We start from the raw sequence: 19,266 nt of genomic DNA on the forward strand, positions 1-19,266 counted from the left end.
TTAGATTTGATATGACTATTTCGTGTAGCGTGCTCTATTCTGTCTGAAACCCTACTGATAGCGAAGTGCCTGAATAGGATTTAATTTAGATGCTTTATTGGCCGGGAATACCCCGAAGACCACACCGACGACGAGCGAGAATAGGAACGATGATAGAATGACGGTTGGTGAGAAGGCGATACTTAAGCTCATCAGAGATGAGACCATTTTTCCTACGCCTAATCCAAACAAAATTCCAATCAAGCCACCCATCGAACTTAGTACGACGGCCTCAATTAAAAATTGTAAAAGCACATCCCGACGTTTCGCGCCAATCGCTTTTCTAATTCCGATTTCCTTTGTCCGTTCTGACACCGACACAAGCATGATATTCATGATGCCAATCCCGCCGACAAGTAAGGAAATACTCGCGATTCCGCCTAGCATCATGGTCATGGTGTCAGACACTGAACTCATCGTGTCCATCACATCCTGCTGATTGGTTACACCATAATAATCACTTTTGCCAGGATACATATTAGCGAGTGCCATTTTAACCTCGTTCATCACGAAATCCATCTGATCCTCGCTTTTGCCTTGCAAATAAACCGTGCTTATCGTCGTACTGCCAACTAAACGCTGACCCGTGCTCAACGGGACAATGACCACATTATCCCCGCTCTGACCGAGTGAGCTTCCTTTCGAAGCTAATATCCCTACTACTTTGAACGAGGTGCCTGACACCTGAATGTACTGTCCAATCGGATTCTCTGTGCCGAAAAAGGTGCTTGCTGTTTCCGAACCGAGGACGGCAATCTTTTGGCGGTACTCGACATCTAAATCGGTAATAAAGCGTCCTTGAGTGACCTTCGCATCACGTACTGATGAATAGGCCGCATTTGTTCCTGTTAAGGTAATCTGAGAGGACGTCCGCTCCTTTTTCACATAGACACGACCTGAAACAACCGGTGCAACAGCTTTCACTCCAACGATCTCACCTAGCTGACTAATTTTATCCTCTGTTAATTCAATATCGGTACTATAGGTATTTACCGTCAAAAGATTGGTCCCTAATTGATTTATTTGACTTGTGACGTTTTTCGCTGACCCTTGGGCAATCGAAACTAGGACGATGACTGACGAAACACCAATAATGATCCCGAGCATCGTCAGAACCGCCCGAAGTTTATTGCTTCTGATACTCTTTATAGCCATTTTAATGGATTGCAGCATTCCCAAGGAGAACACCTCCATTCTCATAGAGTTGGCCGTCTTGAATACTGACCATTCTTTTGGCTTGTTTTGCGATTTCCAGGTCATGTGTGATTAAAATAATCGTATGGCCTAATTCATTCAATTCCTTCATTAATAGAAGGATCTCTTTGCTTGTTTTACTATCAAGGGCACCGGTTGGTTCATCGGCGAGGAGAATCGATGGCTGCCCAACCAGGGCTCTCGCAATCGCCACCCGTTGCTGCTGCCCTCCAGAAAGCTGAGTGGGCAGGTGGCCAGCGCGCTCCTTCAAGCCAACCTTATCCAATCCGTCTAATGCCCGCTCCCGTCTTTCACGGGTTGGTACGCCGGCATATAACAAAGGCAATTCCACATTTTCGAGTGCGGAAAGCTTACCTAATAAGTTGAAGTTTTGAAAAATAAACCCGATTTTCCGATTCCGAATCGTCGCTAAACTATTGTCATCCATTTTCCCAATATCTCTGCCATCAAGGTGATATGTCCCTTTATTCGGCCGATCCAGGCAGCCTAGCATGTTCATTAAGGTGGATTTCCCTGACCCAGACGGACCAATGATGGCTAGAAATTCACCCTTTTGAATTTCTAATGACACATCATTAAGAGCATGAACTATTTCCCCGCCAAGCTTATAGGTTTTCATCATATTTTTAATTTGAATAATCGGCTTACTCATTAATTGCCACCCCTTCCGCTTAGCGCTCCTTGTCCATTTCCACCCGGAGGCATGCCGCCGCCATTCATACCGCCCATGTTGCCTCTCATCATACCGTCTTGTCTGTTAGACGAGCTGCTTGCAGCCAGTTCCGGCAGTTGAATTGTTTCGCCTGCGGTTACTCCTTCTGTTAGTTCTACATACTCATCTGTAGAAATTCCTGTTTTAACCGTCTTTTGCTGGCTTGTGCCTGCCGATGGTGCCGATGCATCGGCACTTGAATCTGTCGAAGCCGCAGTCACAATCACATATTTCTCATTATTGTTTGTATAGACCCCATCGACTGGAACGTATAGAGCATTTTCCTTACTTTGGGTTAAAATACTAGCTTCCGTACTCATCCCGACTTTTAAATTCGTTGGTTTATCAATGTGAATGGTGACATCAAAAGTCGATGTTCCGTTTGCAGATGTGCCTTCAGCAGCAATCGCTGTTACCTTTCCTGTATAAGTAGTGTCAGGATACGCACTTACAGTTAAGCTGACCGTCTGCTTCTTTTTAATTTTTGTAATATCTAGCTCATCCACGGCAACAACAGTTTGTAGATTCTTGTAGTCGGTTAGATGGGCGACCACCTGACCATTCGTTACGCGTTCTCCTTCTAAAACAGAAACCGTGGTAATCGTCCCGTCAGCAGGAGCTGTAATTGGATCACTATCATCCGTGAAGGTAATTAATTCATCTCCTTCACTTACTTTATCCCCTGCTGAAACCAACACTTCATCGATTTCATTATTATCATCTGTCGCATTAATATCTTCACTTGTTACAGGTTCAACCGTACCTGAACCACTAATCTTCACTTCCAGCTTTCCTTGTTGGACCACAGCTGTTCGAATTTGAGCTGCTGCCTCCGTACTCACCGTTTTCGATTTATAATACTGAAACCCGACAAATCCAATAACCAAAACACTCACAAGTATCCAAATCACTTTCTTCAACAATCTCTACTCCTTTACTCCCTGCTGTAATTACCCCTCATCCAGCAGGAAAATGATTTATTTGATGTGCCTATTATCTTGTCCGTTCCTTAAATTATCCTTAAGAAAATAAGAAAAGCCTTCATTCCTGTACTTAAGGAATGAAGGCTTTCTCATGATAATAAACTATTAGTCTTATAGATTTTTTTGATTGCCTTGTGCATCACGTTCAACTTGCATTTTTGTTACCGGAAGGTACCCCTGCTCTGGTAATAACGTATTTTGGATCTCATCTGACATCAGATAATCAAGGAATGCTTTGGCAAGGTCGGTTGCTTCACCTTTAGTATATGAGTGTTGGTAAGCCCAAACTGGGAATTTACCTGACTGTACATTTTCAGCAGTTGGTTCAACACCGTCAATTGCTAGAGGTGTTACTGTTTCATCAGTGAAATAGGAGAAAGCAAGGTAGCCAACGGCCCCATCAGTTTCATTAATAATCTTTTTAACTGTGTTTGAAGAATCTTCCGTGATTCCTTCAGCAGGTGTTGCTCCATCAAGAGCAAATTTATTAAAAATTGCACGAGTTCCAGAAGAATCAGGACGGTTTACAAGAACGATTTTTTGATCTGCTCCACCAAGTTCTTTCCAGTTTGTGATTTTTCCAGTGAAGACTTTAATTAAATCCTCTTTTTTAATATCTTTGATCCCTACTTTAGGGTTAACGGCAGCAGTCATCCCTACGACAGCAACTTTATGGTCAACAATCTGATCAGCTGGAATCCCTTCTTTTTCTTCAGCAAAAACATCCGAGTTACCAATTTGAACAGATCCTTCAGCAACTTGTGATAAGCCTGTACCAGATCCACCCGCGTTTACTTGGATATCAACTTTAGGGTTAGCAGCCATAAATTCTTCAGCGGCAGCTGCCACAAGAGGCTGCATCGCAGAAGAGCCGGAAATAGTTAATGAGCCGGAAAGTTCTTTCGTTTCTTCAGTCTTTGGTGTTTCTTTCTTTGCATTTCCTTCTGTCTTATCTGTAGAAGCTGTGCCTCCGCAAGCAGCCATAAATACCATTACCGCAGCTAGCAATGTAAGCAGGCTTAAGTTTTTCAATCTTTTCATTTCTTTAAATCCCCCTAGTCATTTTGATGTTGTTGTTTACAGGTATAAGAATAAGCCTTTTTTGTTAACTGCGTGTTAATCGTATGTATAGTTTTGTAAAGATTTAATAATGTTTGTAAATTTATGTTGCTTTTTTAATAATTCTAATTAATTTCATCTTTTTACCGTTTAGGAGAGATAAAAAAACCAAAATAAAAAGCCGAAAATAGATAGGTTCTAAAGTAGAACTAATCTATTTTCGACTTTTGTATGATGAAATAAGGATCCCTTTATTTTTCTAGTTACTTTCAAACTACCTTTTCTTTTCGACTGGCCGGAGAAGCTACCGTAATTCCTGTGGTTTCTTCAAAATTAAATAGGCTAGTCGGTAAATCCGTAAACCGCTCTAATTCATTGTAAGCCGGAATGCCATGGTAGGACATATCCAAGCCTTCTTCTTCTTCCCGCTCTGAAGCTCTGAAACCGACTGTTTTTTCGCATACCTTTGCGATAAAAGTACCACCGAGTAACCCCCAAACAATCACGACAACAGCGCCTAAAAGCTGCACTTCTAATAATGAGGTATGACCCGTTGTCAATAATCCTTGCGTTGTATCAAATAATCCAACCGCAATCGTCCCGAACACCCCGCTGAAACCATGGACCGCAACGGCACCGACCGGATCATCCACTTTCAAATAATCCACAAAAAGGGTGGTATAAATGACGAGCGCACCACTGATTGCGCCTATTATAACGGCGCTCCACTCCGAAACAAAGGCACAGCCTGCGGTGATTGCAACTAGTCCTGCCAACACCCCGTTTATCGTCATACTCGGATCGGCTTTTCCAAACTTTTTCATCGTCATGAATAGTGCCGCCGCTCCCCCGCTTGCTCCCGCCAGCATCGTGTTGATGGCAATCGGTGCTAGGGCGGAGCTGGAAGCATCCAATGTACTCCCGGCATTAAACGCAAACCACCCGAACCATAAGACAAAGGCACCGGCAGAGGCTAACGGAATGTTACTAGGGGCAAACACATTGGAGCTTCCATCAGAATTAAATCTTCCTTTTCTCGGACCCAATACTTTTGCCATTGCAAAAGCAGCGAAACCACCGACAGCATGAATCGCAGCTGATCCAGCAAAGTCCTTCATTCCTAATTTGGCTAACCAGCCATCGCTATTCCATATCCAATGACCAGATAGAGGGTAAATAATAATACAAATGAGTGCCGCTGTTACCACATAGGCTTTAAAGTTCATTCGTTCTGCGACAGCGCCTGAAATGATCGAGACAGATGCCACCGCAAATCCCATTTGAAAAAGCACAAAAGCCACACTTGGCAGTTCAATTGAAAGAGCAATTTTCTCAGGGCTTCCAAATAGGCTGGTCCCAACGAATCCAAACGCATCGTTTCCAAACATGATCCCAAATCCAATAAGCCAAAACGCTAAAGCACCAATCGTCAAGTCTACAAAAATTTTCATTGTCACATTGACGGCATTTTTCGTTCGGACCAACCCTGCCTCCAGTAAACTAAAACCGCCTTCCATGAACAAAACCATCGCGGCTGCAAGGACGACCCAAACGGTATTTATATACATTATTTCCACAAGTCATCCCTCCTTATTTGCTAAATCCTCGATATCATAATCTATTGTCCCTGTCCGAATGTTATAGGCCTCCAAAATCGGATAAACATATATTTTGCCGTCGCCATCTTCACCCGTTTGTGCCGTATCCACAATCGTCTGAATCGTGGATTCTACCAAATAATCCGAGAGGACAATCTCCAGTTTCACTTTAGGATGCAGAGTTACCTGATAATTTTTCCCACGGTAGACTCCTTGTGTATCCTTTTGTTTTCCTCTGCCGACTACTTGTGAAACCGTAAAACCTAAAATCCCCATATTTTTCAAACCCTTTATCGTCTCTGTGAGTCGTTCTGGTCGAATAATTGCTTCTATTTTTTTCATGAGAATCGGCTCCTCGCTCCATGTTATATAACCTAACATTGTATTGTTAAACTATATAACACGACTAGAATTACCGTCAATATATTTTTCTTGTAATCTGTAAATTTAGAATCATCATGAAATACACCGTGGTGCCTGACACCGTTCTATCTTACTGTCAAAAAAGAGAGAATTATCCCAATACTTTCATTTGAGTTAGAAGCCATCCTCCTATAAAATCAATAATATGAAATTCAAATCAGGAGGCACCTTATGAAATTATCGAATGAAGAACTAGAAATATTAAAGCTCATCGAAGAAAACCATAAAATCTCTGAAGAAACGATTGCTTTAATGGTGATGAGCAGTGAAGAATCAGTTAGAAAGACTATTAAAAAATTAGAAGAAGAAAAAGTAATCGTCAGTTATCCAGCGCTCATCGATTGGAGCAAAGTGGAAGGTCAGGAAAATATCGTCGCAATGATTGATGTAAAGGTAACACCAAAGCGCGGTGTAGGATTTGATGAGGTCGCTGAGAGAATTTATCGTTTTCCGGAAGTAACCTCTCTCTATCTCATGAGTGGTGCATACGATTTGTCGATTACCATTGAAGGCCAAACGATGAATCAAATTGCGACGTTTGTATCGGAAAAACTCTCGACGATTGAAAATGTCATCTCGACCACGACGCATTTCATGTTAAAGAAATACAAACATGATGGAGTGGTTTTTGGCAGTGGTGATGATAAAGACCGGAGAATGGTGATTACACCATGAAAAAGGATTATTCCCACTATATATCTAACACCGCTAAAGAATTACAGCCATCTGGGATTAGGAAGTTCTTTGATTTAGCAGCCAGTATGAAAGACGTCATTTCCTTAGGCGTTGGTGAACCAGACTTCATTACGCCTTGGAACATTCGCGAGGCTGCCATTTTATCAATGGAACAAGGCTATACTGCCTATACAGCAAACCCGGGATTATTAGAATTACGACAGGAAATCTCTAATTACCTTGGAACAAGATTCGCTGTCAACTATGATCCCAAAAATCAAATCATCGTCACCGTTGGAGCTAGTCAGGCGATCGACCTCGCCTTTCGAGCCATTTTAAACGAAGGCGATGAAGTATTAATTGTAGAACCAGCCTTCGTTTCTTACGCTCCATTGGTAGCAATTGCCGGCGGGACACCTGTCGCCATTTCCACCTCACCTGCCAATGGGTTCAAATTAACGCCCGAACAGCTCGAAGGGGCAATTACAGAAAAAACCAAGGCGATTTTGTTTTGTTCGCCAAACAACCCAACTGGCAGCACCTTAAATCGAAAAGAACTAATGGAAATTGCTGCAATTGTTGAAAAGCATGATTTAATCGTCGTCTCTGATGAGATTTACGCAGAATTAACCTACGAAGAAACCTATACCAGTTTTGCAGCGATTGAAGGCATGTATGAGCGAACCATTTTAATCAATGGATTCTCAAAGGGCTTTGCCATGACCGGTTGGCGCTTAGGGATGCTCGCAGCCCCTAAGGAATTTATCGAGGTAATGTTGAAGATTTTCCAATACACTACCATGTGTGCGCCAACTATGCTCCAATACGGTGCGATTGAAGCCCTTAAGAATACCTTCCAGGAAGTGGAATCGATGAAACGAAGCTACCGGATGAGACGGAACTATGTCGTGCAAACCTTAAATAAAATAGGTTTAGATTGTCATACACCTGGAGGAGCCTTCTATGTCTTCCCTTCCATTAAGGCAACCGGCCTCAGCTCCGAACAATTTGCCGAAGAACTTTTGATGCAAGAAAAGGTAGCGGTCGTGCCGGGCAATGTGTTTGGGGAAAGCGGTGAAGGCTACATCCGCTGCTCGTACGCAGCCTCAATGCCGCAGCTGCAAGAAGCCCTAAAAAGAATCCAGAAATTTCTTGAATCAAAAGGGATCTACGGTGAAAAACAAACAAAAGAAGTAAAATTAAACCAATAGTTACAAGCAAAAAAAGAGCCCAATTCTGACAGTTCCATCCGCCAGAATTGGGCTCTTCCTATATATTATTGGTGGTGTCCTTCACTAGCGCCTTCATTAGTGCCTTCACTGGTGCCTGACACCAATCTTCTTGAGAGTGCCTGACACCCTTTTTTTTGTGACAGACATCCCAAATTATGCTAAAATACTCGAGGTAATGGTAAAAAAGGGGTGGAGTAATTGAGGGCCTTTGCAATCGATTTTTTTAATAGAAAGAGGATGAATTCTATTACTAATCGAGAGTTTATTCATTATAACTACGTTGTTTTATATGAGCGAATAAAACTCATTTCATATATGCTAATTTTCACCTATCCCTGTTTTTTTATCGTTGACTTTTTCCTGTTTAATAAACTGAGCAGCCAGACTTTCAAATTCAATCTTTCTGCCATTCACATCTCAGGGCTTGTTGTCTCCCTTCTATTTCTATTCATTTATCATAAATATTTAAAGGCTCCTAGAGGAGTCATCGTCTCTAGTTATATCCTTATCTATCTATTGATCGGTGCAGTCTCTTCTATTAATAGCCAATTATTTACCGGGAATATTTACGCCTATATCATTATCGTATTAGGGGTAGCCGTATTTTTACCGATCCAGCCAAGGCACATATTCATTCAATTTATGGTTATACATATTTTCTTTATCATCGGGCTTTATTTTTTTGAACCAGACCACTTCGCATTTTTATCGAAACTGATTAACTCGACAGGGACCGCGGTCATTTCCTTTATGATTGCCTTATCTTTCTATTCATTTCGAAAAAATGATTTTATGAACAAATTGAAACTACGACAGAATGAGGAAAATTTCAGAAGCCTATTTAACCTTAATCCCCATCCACTCATCCTTACAAAGTTATATAATGAAGAAATTTTGCTCATGAATAAGCATGCCCTCGGATATTACCATTTGCATGATAACAACATGGCTCAGATCGACGCAAAATTCTTGTTTCAGAATCAAGAGGAAAAACAAGATCTCCTGCAACGTCTAATGGAGCAGCAAAGCATAAAAAACTATTGTATAGAGCAGCAAATCACACCTACGATAAGAAAATGGGTAATGCTCAGTTTAGAGTTGGTAGATTACATGGATGAACCTTGTGTCCTGATCGGTGTCACTGACATCACAGATTTGAAAAAAAACGAGGAAGAGCTATTTAAACATGCTTCGCTGGACATGCTTACGGGTGTGTTAAACCGAAGAAGCGGGATGGAAATCCTTAACCAGCAATTATCCGCTGGTCCAGAATCCCAAGAATTTATTATCTGCTATATCGATATTAACGATTTAAAAAAGACAAATGATCGATTCGGCCATTCCATTGGGGATGACCTCATCAAGACTTGCTGTGACACAATCAACCGTCATATTACAGATGTAGATATTTTATTCCGCCTAGGCGGCGATGAATTTATCATTGTGTTCTTTCAAAAGCAAATGAATGATGTGCGAGATTTAATGAAAACGATTAAACTAAGTTTCGAGGAGATCAATTTCACGCAGCAAAAGCCTTATTCGATCTCCGCCAGTTACGGTTATTATCACTATAAACCAGGAACTGTCCTGACCCCTGAGGAAGTTTTGGAAATGGCCGATCAAGAGATGTACAAGGAAAAGGCTGTACACAAAAGAAAAAACACCTCCCTCGATTCTGCGATGCAAAAGTCAATAATCTAGACAGATTAATGGAACCATCCCTTCGCACAGGGTGGTTCTTTTTTTGGTGTTATTTTTTGGTGTCAGGCACCAGTGTGGTGCCTGACACCCTTTTTATGTCCACTACTTTTTCGGCTGATCAAGTGCTTGGTAGGCTAATTGATACTTCCCGCCGTCTGCTACTTCTGAATGGTACAACGCCTTTAGGGCTGTGTTTTTCTCGAGGCCGTGTTCCACCTTCAACTCTTTCAAGCGTGTATGCAATTCTTTATTATCCTTAATTAGCTGCTGCATTTGTGATTTTAAATACTTCATAAGATGATGAACCCCTTCCACGAACTAAATCGTTCCCCAAGTATAGCATTAATAAACTTGATTTTACTAAATCATCACTATTTATTTTCTCAGACCATGTCCTTTTGGCCGGCTCTTTTCTATATAGAAGGTGAAAGGTGGTGAGTAATCATGGCACAAGCATTATTAGAAGGAACGAAGCTTCGGTTGCTTTTTGAGATTGGCATGGATGAAGATGGCGCCCCCATTCTCCGCGCAAAAACATTCAGCAATGTGAAAAAGGATGCAACGACAGATCAGTTGTCTCAAGCTGCACAAGCAATTACTGTATTATCCAAGGACACGCTTAACAAAGTGGAACGAAACGACAGTTCAGAAATTATTGCTTAATACGCTCGTAAATGGATTAATCGATAGGAGGTGAGAGAAATGGCAAAAACCTTAGAATTACACTTTAATACGGAGCTTGGAAAAACAGCGAGCTTATCAATTGAAAATCCGAAGGAACCAATTGATGAGGCAGTCATCAAGCAATCGATGACTCAAATTATTGCATCTGAAATCTTTACTACTGCCAGCGGGAAGTTTGTAGCGGCCAAAGGGGCAAGAGTCGTCGACCGAAATGTAACGGATTATGAACTAGTTTAATAACAGAAGGGCCGTTTCCCCCTGGGGACGGCCTTTTTTTACAAAGGAGGTGAAAAGAGTGGAGCAGCTCATTCCGATCATCAGCGAGGTTGGTTTCCCTATTGTCGTGACCCTTTATCTGCTTTACCGCATTGAATCAAAGCTGGATATGGTCGTCACCTCGATTCAGAACCTTCCCGACCGCATGAAGGAAAGAATATAAATACTTAGGACAACCCCTGGCCTATAGGTAAGGGGTGTTCTTTTTGTTACATTAAAACGGAGAGAATCAACTGTTTAGGTATCATCAGCTACTACCGTGACAGGCACCCGCACATACTTGTCCATTGCTACATAGCATGTATAGATAATCAATTTTAGGAAATGGAGAGGATAAAATGAAGCTTTATTTAGATCCAGGTCATGGTGGACAAGACCCTGGCGCTCAAGGGCATGGATTGGATGAAAAGGATGTCACATTAGCAATCGCGCTCAAACTACGGTCCATTTTACAAAATGATTATGAAAACATTGACGTAAAAATGAGCCGAAGCACCGATACAACTAAAAGCTTAGAACAACGATCCAGTGAGGCCAATGCTTGGGATGCCGATTTTTTCTTAGCGATTCACATTAATTCCGGGCCAGGCTCCGCCCAAGGTTATGAGGACTATATTTACAGTGGCTTGTCTAACTCTTCGAAGACAGCCCAATATCAAGATATCATCCATGCGGAAGTAAAAAAACTAAATCAACTACAAGACCGCGGCCAGAAAAAGGCGAACTTCCATGTATTACGTGAGACAAATATGCCGGCACTTTTATCGGAAAACGGCTTTATCAGTAACGATCATGACGCCGCACTAATGAAACAATCCTCTTGGATTCAAAAAGTAGCACAAGGTCATGCCAATGGAATCGCCAAAGCTTTTGGGCTGAAACGCAAACCAACTGAGCCCCAAAAACCAGATACACCCGATGACGGCACACTATTCAAAGTGATTGCTGGTTCGTTCAAGTCCAAAGAAAATGCGGTTGAGCGAGTTGAGCTGCTTCAGAAAAAAGGCATTGAATCATTTGTTGATACCACAAAAATCTCTGGTGAAACATGGTACCGAGTCCAAGCCGGAGCCTTCTCCAGCCGTGAAAATGCAGAAGATCGTTTAATAGATGTAAAGAAAGCCGGAATAAACGATGCATTCCTCGTTGCAGAATAAATGCCCTACCAAAGACCTTCTATTCCCGAACAATATGGAGGTCTTTTGTATGGTTTTTGTGTTTATGTTAGGCAGATGGAGTCCACAAGATTAGCTCTGCCATAACATATAGATGAACGTATTTTAAATGAAATGGAGGAGTAAGTATGAAGCTATATTTAGACCCAGGCCATGGCGGAGAGGATCCCGGTGCCCAAGGGAATGGGCTGAATGAAAAAGACATTACCTTAGCTATTGCGCTTAAAATACGAAAAATCATCCTCAATGATTATGAAAATGTTCAGGTAAAGATGAGCCGTACAAGCGATACGACCAGAAGCTTAGCCCAGCGCTCAAGTGGAGCCAACGGATGGGACGCAGACTTTTTCTTAGCTATTCACATAAATTCCGCTGACAGTTCCGCCCAAGGATATGAGGATTTTATTTACGATGGCGCATCAAATACTAGTAAAACAGCAAAATACCAAGATATTATCCATGCCGAGGTCATCAAGGTGAATCAGTTGAAAGACCGCGGGCAAAAAAAGGCCAATTTTCATGTCATAAGAGAAACGAAAATGCCTTCTATTCTAACGGAAAACGGCTTTATTAGTAATAAACATGATGCTGCACTGATGAAAGACTCGGCGTGGCAGCAAAAAGTGGCCCAAGGCCATGTGAACGGGATTGCCAAAGCCTTTGGCCTGAAACGTAAAGCTGTGAAGGAGACACCGAAAACAGCAACCACTACACCAAAAACCACTCAAACTACCACAAAAACAGTCTATACGGTTTATGTCGGATCGTATAAATCAAAAGAGAATGCCCAAGATAGGGTCGCGGAATTGAAGAAAAAGAGCATTAAATCATCCATTGTTACCGCAAAAATCTCTGGAGCTACATGGTACCGTGTGAAAGTGGCGAGCTACTCGACCAACGCCAATGCAGAAAAACGCCTAAAAGCAATTGAAAAAGCAGGCTATGACGATGCATTTATTATTACGGAAAAAGAAACCACCACGACAACGAAATCGGAAACCACCAAACCTGCGGCAAGCACCAGTACAACAGCAAAGCCTGCAACAAGCACCAATAAACCATCAACATCTACACCGGCCACGAGCACTAGTAAACCATCAACATCTACACCGGCCACGAGCACCAGTAAACCATCAACATCTACAACTACAAGTACCAAAGGCAGTACAAGTACAAACCCATCTACGACTCCAAACAATACTACCAAAGAAATCCCCATCATCGCTGACCCCGGACAGTTTACTATTTTAGGCCCGACTTTCCTCTCGGCCGAACAGATGGACCAATTTGTAAAAAAGGTCAATCCAAAAGCATCTGCATTAGGTGAATTTTATCAAACGCTTGGAAAATATTACGGGATTCGCGGAGATGTAGCCTTTGCGCAAGCCATTCACGAAACAGACTATTTTCGGTTTACCGGAGTCGTCAATCCTGACCAGAACAACTTTGCAGGAATTGGAGCAACAGGTGGAGATACGCGCGGTGCACGGTTTGAAAGTGCAGAAGAAGGTGTCCTTGCTCAGCTTCAGCATTTATATGCGTATGCGACAACCAAGCCTCTGCCAAATCAATATCCATTAGTTGATCCCCGCTTTCATCTTGTCGATAGAGGTTCTGCTCCAACATGGACAGCTTTAAACGGAAAATGGGCTGTTCCAGGTACAACCTATGGTCAATCCATTCTTGCCCTTTATCAACAAATGATTCATTCAGTCTAATGGATAGTGGGAGTTTTCCAAATTCCCCTCCTTACATGGATACAGCCTGGCACTCCCCCCTGCAAAAGACCTCTTTTAATCATTCAGAAGAGGTCTTTTCATATTTGTTTTTTAAATTTCTCCGCTCGCGGTATATTACGGAAAAAACAGGATCACACTGAAGGAAAACAGGAGGTCTTTTCTATGCGTGGATTTTTTATTTTATTATGGGCTCTAGTAATCTTTATTTTAACCTGTACCGCCAGCTTTTCTGCATTAAAGGAATCAGGCCAAGTTCATTTTCAATGGGACAAACATCCTAACTTTTCTGAACTTCTAGCACCATTCCCGCTCGAGCTTACCCATGACTTCCTGCTTCAAAAATGCGGACACGTCCTTGCTTTTCTCATTTTGACCATATTACTGCAAACCAAATTCCGTTCCAAAGCATGGATTCTGTTCCTGGCCATTTCCTTTGCTTCTTTAACCGAAATCCTTCAATTATATTTCACACGGGACGGGAGAATTTTTGATATAGCCATCGATCTAATCGGGATTTTACTCGCATCAGGTTCCAGAAGTTTGTTTACAACACCGCAATCAAAGCAAACCCATCTTTGATTGCGGTGTTTACTTTTATTTATAGGTATTTCCCAATTTAGCCGGAAATTTTTCGTTTATTTTTCATACAATCAGCATACTCTCCGTTTTATTACGAGCCCAAGTCTATCCATTTATTTTCCCCCACCATGTCCTTTTAACCGACTTTTTTCTATATAAAAGGTGAAAGGAGGTGAGGGACATGGCACAATCACTTTTAGAAGGGACGAAGCTTCGCTTAGTGTTTGAAGGAGGCATGGACGATGATGGCGAACCAATCTTACACGTCAAAACGTTTAGCAATGTCAAAAAAGATGCGACAACAGATCAGATCTTTCAAGCAGCAATAGCCATTTCCGTTTTGTGTAATGACATGCTAAACAAAGTAGAGCGAAATGACAGTTCTGAGATCATCGCTTAGTAAGAGAGGCACATTAGGATAAGAATGGAGGTGAATGAATATGGCAAAAACATTAGAATTACAATTTGCGACGGAACTTGGAAAGACAGCACGTCTAACGGTTGATAATCCCAAAGATCCAATTGACGAAGAAATCGTCAAGCTATCGATGGCACAGATTATTGCCGCTGAGGTTTTCACTACAAGCAGCGGCAAGTTTGTCTCTTCTAAAGGTGCGAGAGTTATCGACCGCAGCGTGACTGACTATGAACTTGTTTAAGTGGCTGAAAAGCCATTTTAGAGGAAACAAAATTTTCTCGATAACACAAAAATGCGGCTCATCTCAGATGACCGCATTTTTTCTATTATAGTCACGAAAAAATGGGCATAGATAGTAGAGGAGGTGAAAAAATGATGACACAAGATCCGAATCTACGCGGGGATATGCTGGCGGATGAATGGAATAGCGAAGAAGTTCAAAACGAAATGATGTTCACCGGAATAACCCACGACGAATGGCTAGTCAACCGACTAAATGATGATGATGACTTTCAAGAAGAAGAACATGATGATTACGCATGGTAATCCAGACACCAAAAGCCACGGACGGCTCCGTGGCTTTTCAGCATTACTGGCGGATAAGTGCGCTTAACTGCCGGATGGTCGGCTCTTACTGGCGGATGGCCAGCACTTACTGGCGGACGACCGGCTTTTACTGGCGGATGCCCGACACATACTTGCGGAAAAGGCCCCCTGCTAAACAGAACGGATCGTAAAAAAGAGGCCGGAAACCCGGCCCCTGCTAATTAACGATTATCCACTTTCTCAGGATAGATGTCATGATTCATCAAACGGAAATGGGCCATCTCTTCATACTTGGTCCCTGGCTTCCCATAATTGCACCATGGATCGATGGAAATTCCACCACGTGGAGTGAACTTGCCCCACACCTCAATATACCTTGGGTCAAGCAGTTTAATTAAATCATTCATAATAATATTCACACAATCTTCATGGAAATCCCCATGATTCCTGAAACTAAACAAATATAACTTCAACGATTTACTTTCAACAATCTTTTTGTCCGGAACATACGAAATATACATCGTTGCAAAATCCGGCTGGCGCGTGAGCGGGCATAAGCTAGTGAACTCCGGGCAATTAAATTTCACAAAATAATCACGGTCCGGGTGAAGATTATCGACCGCCTCCAATACCTCCGGCGCATATTCAAATGAATAGGTAGTCCCCTGATTACCTAATAAAGTTAAATCTTTTAAACCTTCCTCATGGCTTCTGCCAGACATAAAAAAACCTCCTTGCAATCTGCCCCACACTTTTCCAAGAAAGAGTTTCCGCGGTGGCTCTACTCTTCAACTAACAGGACCCAACAAAAAAGCCACGTCCAATATGGACATGGCCTAATAGTCATGTATCCATAGTTTTTTATAGAGGGTATCAGCTATGAACCTCTCCCGCAAGTACGGGTAATCTCTTCTTCATATCATATAGAACACCACACCATTCGTCAATGGTAGATGAAGGCAAAATCCAACAAACCTTTATTAATGAAAATATTTACTGTGCTGGTGCCTGACACCATGTGATATAATAAACAATATTTGCGCAGATTTCGGATGGCGAAAGAATTTTTATATTAAGAAATAGACCTGTCAGAAGGCAGAGGGGGATATGATGAAACAACAAGAAGTAGGTTCAAGGGGTATCGGGCTGCCGCTTACCATTTCCATCATTGCCATTTCATTTTCGGCGATTTTTGTCAAATGGTCAGACGCACCAGCCTCGATTTTGAGTATGTACCGGATGTGGTTTGCCAGTCTCTTAATGGTACCGATCGTCTGGAATAAACGAAAAGAATTTAAGAACATTGAAAAAAAAGAGTGGTTGTTTTTATTTTTTTCAGGCGTCTTTCTAGCTCTCCATTTTGTCCTTTGGTTCGGGTCTTTGAAATTAACGACAGTCGCAAGTTCGACCATCATCCTGGCCTTGCAGCCAATCGTTTCATTGATCGGAGGCTTTCTTCTATTTAAGGAACGAACCACTGTATCTGCATTGATGACGATGGGGATTGCCATTATCGGAGCGATGATGATAGGCTGGGGAGATTTCGGATTAAGCTCGGATGCGATGATGGGGGATTTACTATCATTCTTTAGTGTCATCGCTGTGGTCGGATACTTATTAATCGGTCAATCCATCGTCAAAAAAGTCTCACATTGGCTCTATAGTTTTTGTGTGTTTTTCGCTGCTGCGATCGTCCTTACGATCTATAACGTAACAACAGGTGTTTCTTTAACTGGCTATCCAGCTAAGGAATGGGGTATCTTTCTACTGCTTGCCACCGTTCCAACCGTTAGTCACGTGATTAATAATTGGCTCTTAAAATACGTCAATGCAACAACGATTTCGATGAGTATTTTAGGTGAACCCGTTGGTTCTACAATTCTAGCAGTGATTCTCTTAAATGAACATCTCGTCACATGGCAAATTGTTGGAGGAATGCTCGTCCTGCTCGGTGTGTTCTTCTTCCTGAGCCAGAAGCAAAAACCGCTGCCACAAGTAGTCAAAGAAGAAACGGTGAATTCAATAGAATAATAGAAAAAAGGGGCTATCATAAGCCCCTTTTTCCTTTGTAAGATTGCAGTTACTGCACCAACCACACCGTCTTACCGGCTAATTTCCCTCTATACCAGTTCGTGCTCCCTACTTTTGCCGTGAGCTCGGCCGTGAATTTCTTATTTTTGTAGGCAGAAAGTTTTTTATAAACCACGTCTTTCTTTCCGCCCCATGCTTTGCTGTAGGCACTGCCTGTTCCTTTGAGATTCATGGTTTTGGCTTTTTGGCTTACTACGGCATAGCTTATATCGGAAATATCGGTGGAATGTACCCAGCCGATGGCGTTCGCACCATTGGAACTTTTACTAATTAAATAATAGGTTTGACCATTTAGCTTACCTTTTCTTTTTATATAGTAAACCTTATTGGTATAGGTAGATCCGGCCTTAAAGTAGGAACTTGAACCTAACTTTCTATAAATCTTGATGCCGGTTTTTTTGATATTGCCTAAACGGTTCTCTGCGCTTTCCAGCGTTTGGTTTAGGTAGGCGCTTTGAATCCATACCGTTTTATTAGCGAAACTACCACGATACCACGTGTTAGTGCCAACCTTTTCTGTTAAATTAATCTTAAATTCTTGGTTTTTATTTTTCGAAAGGTCTTTAAAGACAATATCCTTCGTACTGCCCCATGGCTTGCTATAGACGATACCTTTACCCGTTAAATACATCGTTTTTGCATATTTGTCATAGGAAGTATGGGAATAAGTAGTGATATCGTTGGCTTTTACCCAGCCAATGACCCCTGTTGCACTACTTGGCTGTGTACTAATTAAATAATATGTTTGATCGTTGATGGTCGCTTGTTTCTTAATGTAATAGACGGTTCCAGTGTAAGTGGATCCGGCTGGAAACGCTCCAGTTTCAGTGCCGACCGTTTTATAAATATTGACACTGCCATTTTTTATCTGACCTAACCTGCTGGTCGATCGTTCCACCTTTGGTGCCAATCTGCTAGAATAAATCCACACGGTTTTTCCGTCCAAATTCCCACGGTACCAAACCATATTTCCAACCGTTTCTGTTGCATTCACCTTAAATTCTTGATCTTTATATTTAGATAGAGAAGAATAGACGACATCTTTCGTCATCCCCCATGCCTTGCTATAGGCGCTGCCCTTCCCCGTAAAATACAATGTTTTTGATGTTGACTTTAGACTTGATTCTGGATTAGTAAGCAAATCCGAGGCCTTGGCCCAGCCGATTACTCCGTTTACACTACTAGCCTGCTCACTTAGCAGATAATACGTTTGTCCGTTTACAAAGGCTAATTTTTTAATAGAAAACGTTTGATTCGTATACGTTTCCCCTGCTGGAGAGGCGGCTGCCGTATCTTTATAATCTTTATAAATCAAAACTTTACTGCTTGGGATTTGCCCTAAACGATTCGTATTCTCCGTTTTATCAGGGAGAGCTTTATATTTCATCGTCACTAACTGAACAAATTGATCCCAACTATAGCCCCAGTTTTTAAAATAAGCATGTGGATCCGTATGGGTCGATGCACCAAGATACTTGGTGACTGCACCATGCGACCATAGAGTACCCACACCTGTTTTTTCGGCACTTATTAAAGGTAAATTATACTCATAGAGTAAGGAGGCGATGTAATTCCCATAGTTATTGATTGAACGGGCAAATTGATCAAACGTCTTCACACGTACTAATTCAATATGTACAAAACGCTGGTTTGCGTAGTAACCTGCACCCCAAGCGCCATAATTCGGGTTATGGATTTCAATGACACGTGAACCATCTGCGAATGCATGAACAAAGGCATTTCTATGGTTTCTCGTCATATAGGCAATTTCGCCTGTAATCGTCGAGCTGCTGTTGGCTGTTTCATGGGCGACAACGCCCTCAACCTCACCATACCCATTCCGATACGCGAATTTTGTAAAAATGCTTTGGTGCTGATTCTCTACTTTCGCAGGGACTAGTTTCTTAGAAGCGATATAATCATTCACGTTAGGATAGGTTGTACCCGCTGCGCTCATAAGAGAGGGATGGACTAAAATAAAAAGTAACAGTGACAAAACAGAGATGACAACGTTCTTCATTTTTCCTCCTAATATAATAGTTTAAATGTCGAATAGACTCATAAAACTATTATACTATGACAAATGAACTGATTCTAAGAAATATTTAGTTTTTCTAAATA

Annotated in this window: 23 protein-coding genes and 1 riboswitch; of the genes, 14 read left to right on the forward strand and 9 right to left on the reverse strand. The window is 41.8% G+C overall.

Annotated elements, in window-relative coordinates; genetic code table 11:
- Positions 1-51: 51 nt before the first annotated feature.
- From AC4QJR_RS24890 to AC4QJR_RS24915, 6 genes are all read right to left on the reverse strand, one after another.
- Positions 52-1,212 carry an ABC transporter permease gene (locus AC4QJR_RS24890; RefSeq protein ID WP_496526741.1) on the reverse strand — a complete coding sequence of 387 codons (1,161 nt, stop codon included), beginning with the start codon at positions 1,210-1,212 and terminating at the stop codon, positions 52-54.
- Positions 1,196-1,906, reverse strand: coding sequence for an ABC transporter ATP-binding protein (locus tag AC4QJR_RS24895; protein WP_496524535.1), 711 nt, complete (start codon positions 1,904-1,906; stop codon positions 1,196-1,198). The genes AC4QJR_RS24890 and AC4QJR_RS24895 overlap by 17 nt, the downstream gene beginning before the upstream one ends.
- Positions 1,906-2,877 (reverse strand): biotin/lipoyl-containing protein, encoded by a 972-nt coding sequence (locus AC4QJR_RS24900; RefSeq protein ID WP_496526742.1) that lies wholly within the window; start codon positions 2,875-2,877, stop codon positions 1,906-1,908. The genes AC4QJR_RS24895 and AC4QJR_RS24900 overlap by 1 nt, the downstream gene beginning before the upstream one ends.
- Positions 2,878-3,060: 183 nt before the next feature.
- On the reverse strand, positions 3,061-3,990 hold the full coding sequence (locus AC4QJR_RS24905; protein WP_496524536.1) for a phosphate ABC transporter substrate-binding protein: 930 nt from the start codon (positions 3,988-3,990) through the stop codon (positions 3,061-3,063).
- A gap of 287 nt (positions 3,991-4,277) precedes the next feature.
- Positions 4,278-5,585, reverse strand: a complete 1,308-nt coding sequence (locus tag AC4QJR_RS24910; protein ID WP_496524537.1) for an ammonium transporter — start codon at positions 5,583-5,585, stop codon at positions 4,278-4,280.
- A 3-nt stretch (positions 5,586-5,588) separates the two neighbouring features.
- Complete coding sequence (locus AC4QJR_RS24915) at positions 5,589-5,948, reverse strand: P-II family nitrogen regulator (RefSeq protein ID WP_375375402.1); 360 nt, start codon at positions 5,946-5,948, stop codon at positions 5,589-5,591.
- Between the two features lie 252 nt (positions 5,949-6,200).
- On the opposite strand from AC4QJR_RS24915, the gene AC4QJR_RS24920 reads away from it, so the two are divergent.
- The 3 genes from AC4QJR_RS24920 (at position 6,201) to AC4QJR_RS24930 (ending at position 9,637) form a co-directional block, all read left to right on the forward strand.
- Positions 6,201-6,704, forward strand: a complete 504-nt coding sequence (locus AC4QJR_RS24920; RefSeq protein WP_098575075.1) for an Lrp/AsnC family transcriptional regulator — start codon at positions 6,201-6,203, stop codon at positions 6,702-6,704.
- Positions 6,701-7,915 (forward strand): aminotransferase, encoded by a 1,215-nt coding sequence (locus tag AC4QJR_RS24925; protein ID WP_496524538.1) that lies wholly within the window; start codon positions 6,701-6,703, stop codon positions 7,913-7,915. The genes AC4QJR_RS24920 and AC4QJR_RS24925 overlap by 4 nt, the downstream gene beginning before the upstream one ends.
- Positions 7,916-8,173: 258 nt before the next feature.
- Positions 8,174-9,637: a sensor domain-containing diguanylate cyclase gene (locus tag AC4QJR_RS24930; RefSeq protein ID WP_496524539.1), complete on the forward strand. Its 1,464-nt coding sequence runs from the start codon at positions 8,174-8,176 to the stop codon at positions 9,635-9,637.
- A 102-nt stretch (positions 9,638-9,739) separates the two neighbouring features.
- On the opposite strand, the gene AC4QJR_RS24935 is transcribed toward AC4QJR_RS24930, so the two are convergent.
- Positions 9,740-9,931 (reverse strand): hypothetical protein, encoded by a 192-nt coding sequence (locus AC4QJR_RS24935; RefSeq protein ID WP_026564084.1) that lies wholly within the window; start codon positions 9,929-9,931, stop codon positions 9,740-9,742.
- Positions 9,932-10,081: 150 nt separating this feature from the next.
- On the opposite strand from AC4QJR_RS24935, the gene AC4QJR_RS24940 reads away from it, so the two are divergent.
- The 10 genes from AC4QJR_RS24940 (at position 10,082) to AC4QJR_RS24985 (ending at position 15,279) form a co-directional block, all read left to right on the forward strand.
- Positions 10,082-10,300 carry a DUF1659 domain-containing protein gene (locus AC4QJR_RS24940; protein WP_098575078.1) on the forward strand — a complete coding sequence of 73 codons (219 nt, stop codon included), beginning with the start codon at positions 10,082-10,084 and terminating at the stop codon, positions 10,298-10,300.
- Between the two features lie 39 nt (positions 10,301-10,339).
- On the forward strand, positions 10,340-10,558 hold the full coding sequence (locus AC4QJR_RS24945; protein WP_375375398.1) for a DUF2922 domain-containing protein: 219 nt from the start codon (positions 10,340-10,342) through the stop codon (positions 10,556-10,558).
- Between the two features lie 58 nt (positions 10,559-10,616).
- Complete coding sequence (locus AC4QJR_RS24950; protein ID WP_026564087.1) at positions 10,617-10,760, forward strand: YvrJ family protein; 144 nt, start codon at positions 10,617-10,619, stop codon at positions 10,758-10,760.
- Between the two features lie 175 nt (positions 10,761-10,935).
- Positions 10,936-11,754: an N-acetylmuramoyl-L-alanine amidase gene (locus tag AC4QJR_RS24955; protein WP_496524540.1), complete on the forward strand. Its 819-nt coding sequence runs from the start codon at positions 10,936-10,938 to the stop codon at positions 11,752-11,754.
- A 146-nt stretch (positions 11,755-11,900) separates the two neighbouring features.
- Positions 11,901-13,490 carry an N-acetylmuramoyl-L-alanine amidase gene (locus AC4QJR_RS24960; RefSeq protein ID WP_496524541.1) on the forward strand — a complete coding sequence of 530 codons (1,590 nt, stop codon included), beginning with the start codon at positions 11,901-11,903 and terminating at the stop codon, positions 13,488-13,490.
- Positions 13,491-13,673: 183 nt separating this feature from the next.
- A complete protein-coding gene (locus AC4QJR_RS24965) occupies positions 13,674-14,090 on the forward strand; it encodes a VanZ family protein (protein WP_496524542.1) in 417 nt (138 codons plus the stop codon).
- A gap of 181 nt (positions 14,091-14,271) precedes the next feature.
- Positions 14,272-14,490: a DUF1659 domain-containing protein gene (locus tag AC4QJR_RS24970; protein WP_496524543.1), complete on the forward strand. Its 219-nt coding sequence runs from the start codon at positions 14,272-14,274 to the stop codon at positions 14,488-14,490.
- A 40-nt stretch (positions 14,491-14,530) separates the two neighbouring features.
- Complete coding sequence (locus tag AC4QJR_RS24975; protein WP_098575083.1) at positions 14,531-14,749, forward strand: DUF2922 domain-containing protein; 219 nt, start codon at positions 14,531-14,533, stop codon at positions 14,747-14,749.
- Positions 14,750-14,883: 134 nt separating this feature from the next.
- On the forward strand, positions 14,884-15,054 hold the full coding sequence (locus tag AC4QJR_RS24980; protein ID WP_496524544.1) for a hypothetical protein: 171 nt from the start codon (positions 14,884-14,886) through the stop codon (positions 15,052-15,054).
- Between the two features lie 57 nt (positions 15,055-15,111).
- Positions 15,112-15,279: a hypothetical protein gene (locus AC4QJR_RS24985; protein WP_496524545.1), complete on the forward strand. Its 168-nt coding sequence runs from the start codon at positions 15,112-15,114 to the stop codon at positions 15,277-15,279.
- On the opposite strand, the gene queF is transcribed toward AC4QJR_RS24985, so the two are convergent.
- A complete protein-coding gene (gene queF / locus AC4QJR_RS24990; protein WP_026564093.1) occupies positions 15,276-15,776 on the reverse strand; it encodes a preQ(1) synthase in 501 nt (166 codons plus the stop codon). The two genes, AC4QJR_RS24985 and queF, sit on opposite strands and share 4 nt — an antisense overlap.
- Before the next feature lie 125 nt (positions 15,777-15,901).
- Positions 15,902-15,948, reverse strand: a riboswitch (PreQ1 riboswitch).
- 216 nt (positions 15,949-16,164) lie between these two features.
- Between queF and AC4QJR_RS24995 the strand changes: the two genes are divergently transcribed.
- Entirely contained in the window at positions 16,165-17,085 is a 921-nt protein-coding gene (locus AC4QJR_RS24995) for a DMT family transporter (RefSeq protein WP_496526743.1), read from the forward strand.
- A gap of 49 nt (positions 17,086-17,134) precedes the next feature.
- On the opposite strand, the gene AC4QJR_RS25000 is transcribed toward AC4QJR_RS24995, so the two are convergent.
- Positions 17,135-19,165 (reverse strand): peptidoglycan recognition protein family protein, encoded by a 2,031-nt coding sequence (locus AC4QJR_RS25000; protein WP_496524546.1) that lies wholly within the window; start codon positions 19,163-19,165, stop codon positions 17,135-17,137.
- Between the last annotated feature and the right edge of the window lie 101 nt (positions 19,166-19,266).

Source organism: Neobacillus sp. BP17 (genome assembly GCF_059579525.1).

Excerpts from the sequence above, each read along its gene's own strand:
- AC4QJR_RS24930 (WP_496524539.1), top strand. The coding sequence starts at position 8,174 with ATGAATTCTATTACTAATCGAGAGTTTATTCATTATAACTACGTTGTT.
- AC4QJR_RS25000 (WP_496524546.1), bottom strand. The coding sequence starts at position 19,165 with ATGAAGAACGTTGTCATCTCTGTTTTGTCACTGTTACTTTTTATTTTA.
- AC4QJR_RS24975 (WP_098575083.1), top strand. The coding sequence starts at position 14,531 with ATGGCAAAAACATTAGAATTACAATTTGCGACGGAACTTGGAAAGACA.
- AC4QJR_RS24960 (WP_496524541.1), top strand. The coding sequence starts at position 11,901 with ATGAAGCTATATTTAGACCCAGGCCATGGCGGAGAGGATCCCGGTGCC.
- AC4QJR_RS24890 (WP_496526741.1), bottom strand. The coding sequence starts at position 1,212 with ATGCTGCAATCCATTAAAATGGCTATAAAGAGTATCAGAAGCAATAAA.
- AC4QJR_RS24945 (WP_375375398.1), top strand. The coding sequence starts at position 10,340 with ATGGCAAAAACCTTAGAATTACACTTTAATACGGAGCTTGGAAAAACA.
- AC4QJR_RS24995 (WP_496526743.1), top strand. The coding sequence starts at position 16,165 with ATGAAACAACAAGAAGTAGGTTCAAGGGGTATCGGGCTGCCGCTTACC.
- AC4QJR_RS24920 (WP_098575075.1), top strand. The coding sequence starts at position 6,201 with ATGAAATTATCGAATGAAGAACTAGAAATATTAAAGCTCATCGAAGAA.
- AC4QJR_RS24895 (WP_496524535.1), bottom strand. The coding sequence starts at position 1,906 with ATGAGTAAGCCGATTATTCAAATTAAAAATATGATGAAAACCTATAAG.
- AC4QJR_RS24935 (WP_026564084.1), bottom strand. The coding sequence starts at position 9,931 with ATGAAGTATTTAAAATCACAAATGCAGCAGCTAATTAAGGATAATAAA.
- AC4QJR_RS24915 (WP_375375402.1), bottom strand. The coding sequence starts at position 5,948 with ATGAAAAAAATAGAAGCAATTATTCGACCAGAACGACTCACAGAGACG.
- AC4QJR_RS24925 (WP_496524538.1), top strand. The coding sequence starts at position 6,701 with ATGAAAAAGGATTATTCCCACTATATATCTAACACCGCTAAAGAATTA.
- queF (WP_026564093.1), bottom strand. The coding sequence starts at position 15,776 with ATGTCTGGCAGAAGCCATGAGGAAGGTTTAAAAGATTTAACTTTATTA.
- AC4QJR_RS24965 (WP_496524542.1), top strand. The coding sequence starts at position 13,674 with ATGCGTGGATTTTTTATTTTATTATGGGCTCTAGTAATCTTTATTTTA.
- AC4QJR_RS24905 (WP_496524536.1), bottom strand. The coding sequence starts at position 3,990 with ATGAAAAGATTGAAAAACTTAAGCCTGCTTACATTGCTAGCTGCGGTA.
- AC4QJR_RS24955 (WP_496524540.1), top strand. The coding sequence starts at position 10,936 with ATGAAGCTTTATTTAGATCCAGGTCATGGTGGACAAGACCCTGGCGCT.
- AC4QJR_RS24940 (WP_098575078.1), top strand. The coding sequence starts at position 10,082 with ATGGCACAAGCATTATTAGAAGGAACGAAGCTTCGGTTGCTTTTTGAG.
- AC4QJR_RS24970 (WP_496524543.1), top strand. The coding sequence starts at position 14,272 with ATGGCACAATCACTTTTAGAAGGGACGAAGCTTCGCTTAGTGTTTGAA.
- AC4QJR_RS24980 (WP_496524544.1), top strand. The coding sequence starts at position 14,884 with ATGACACAAGATCCGAATCTACGCGGGGATATGCTGGCGGATGAATGG.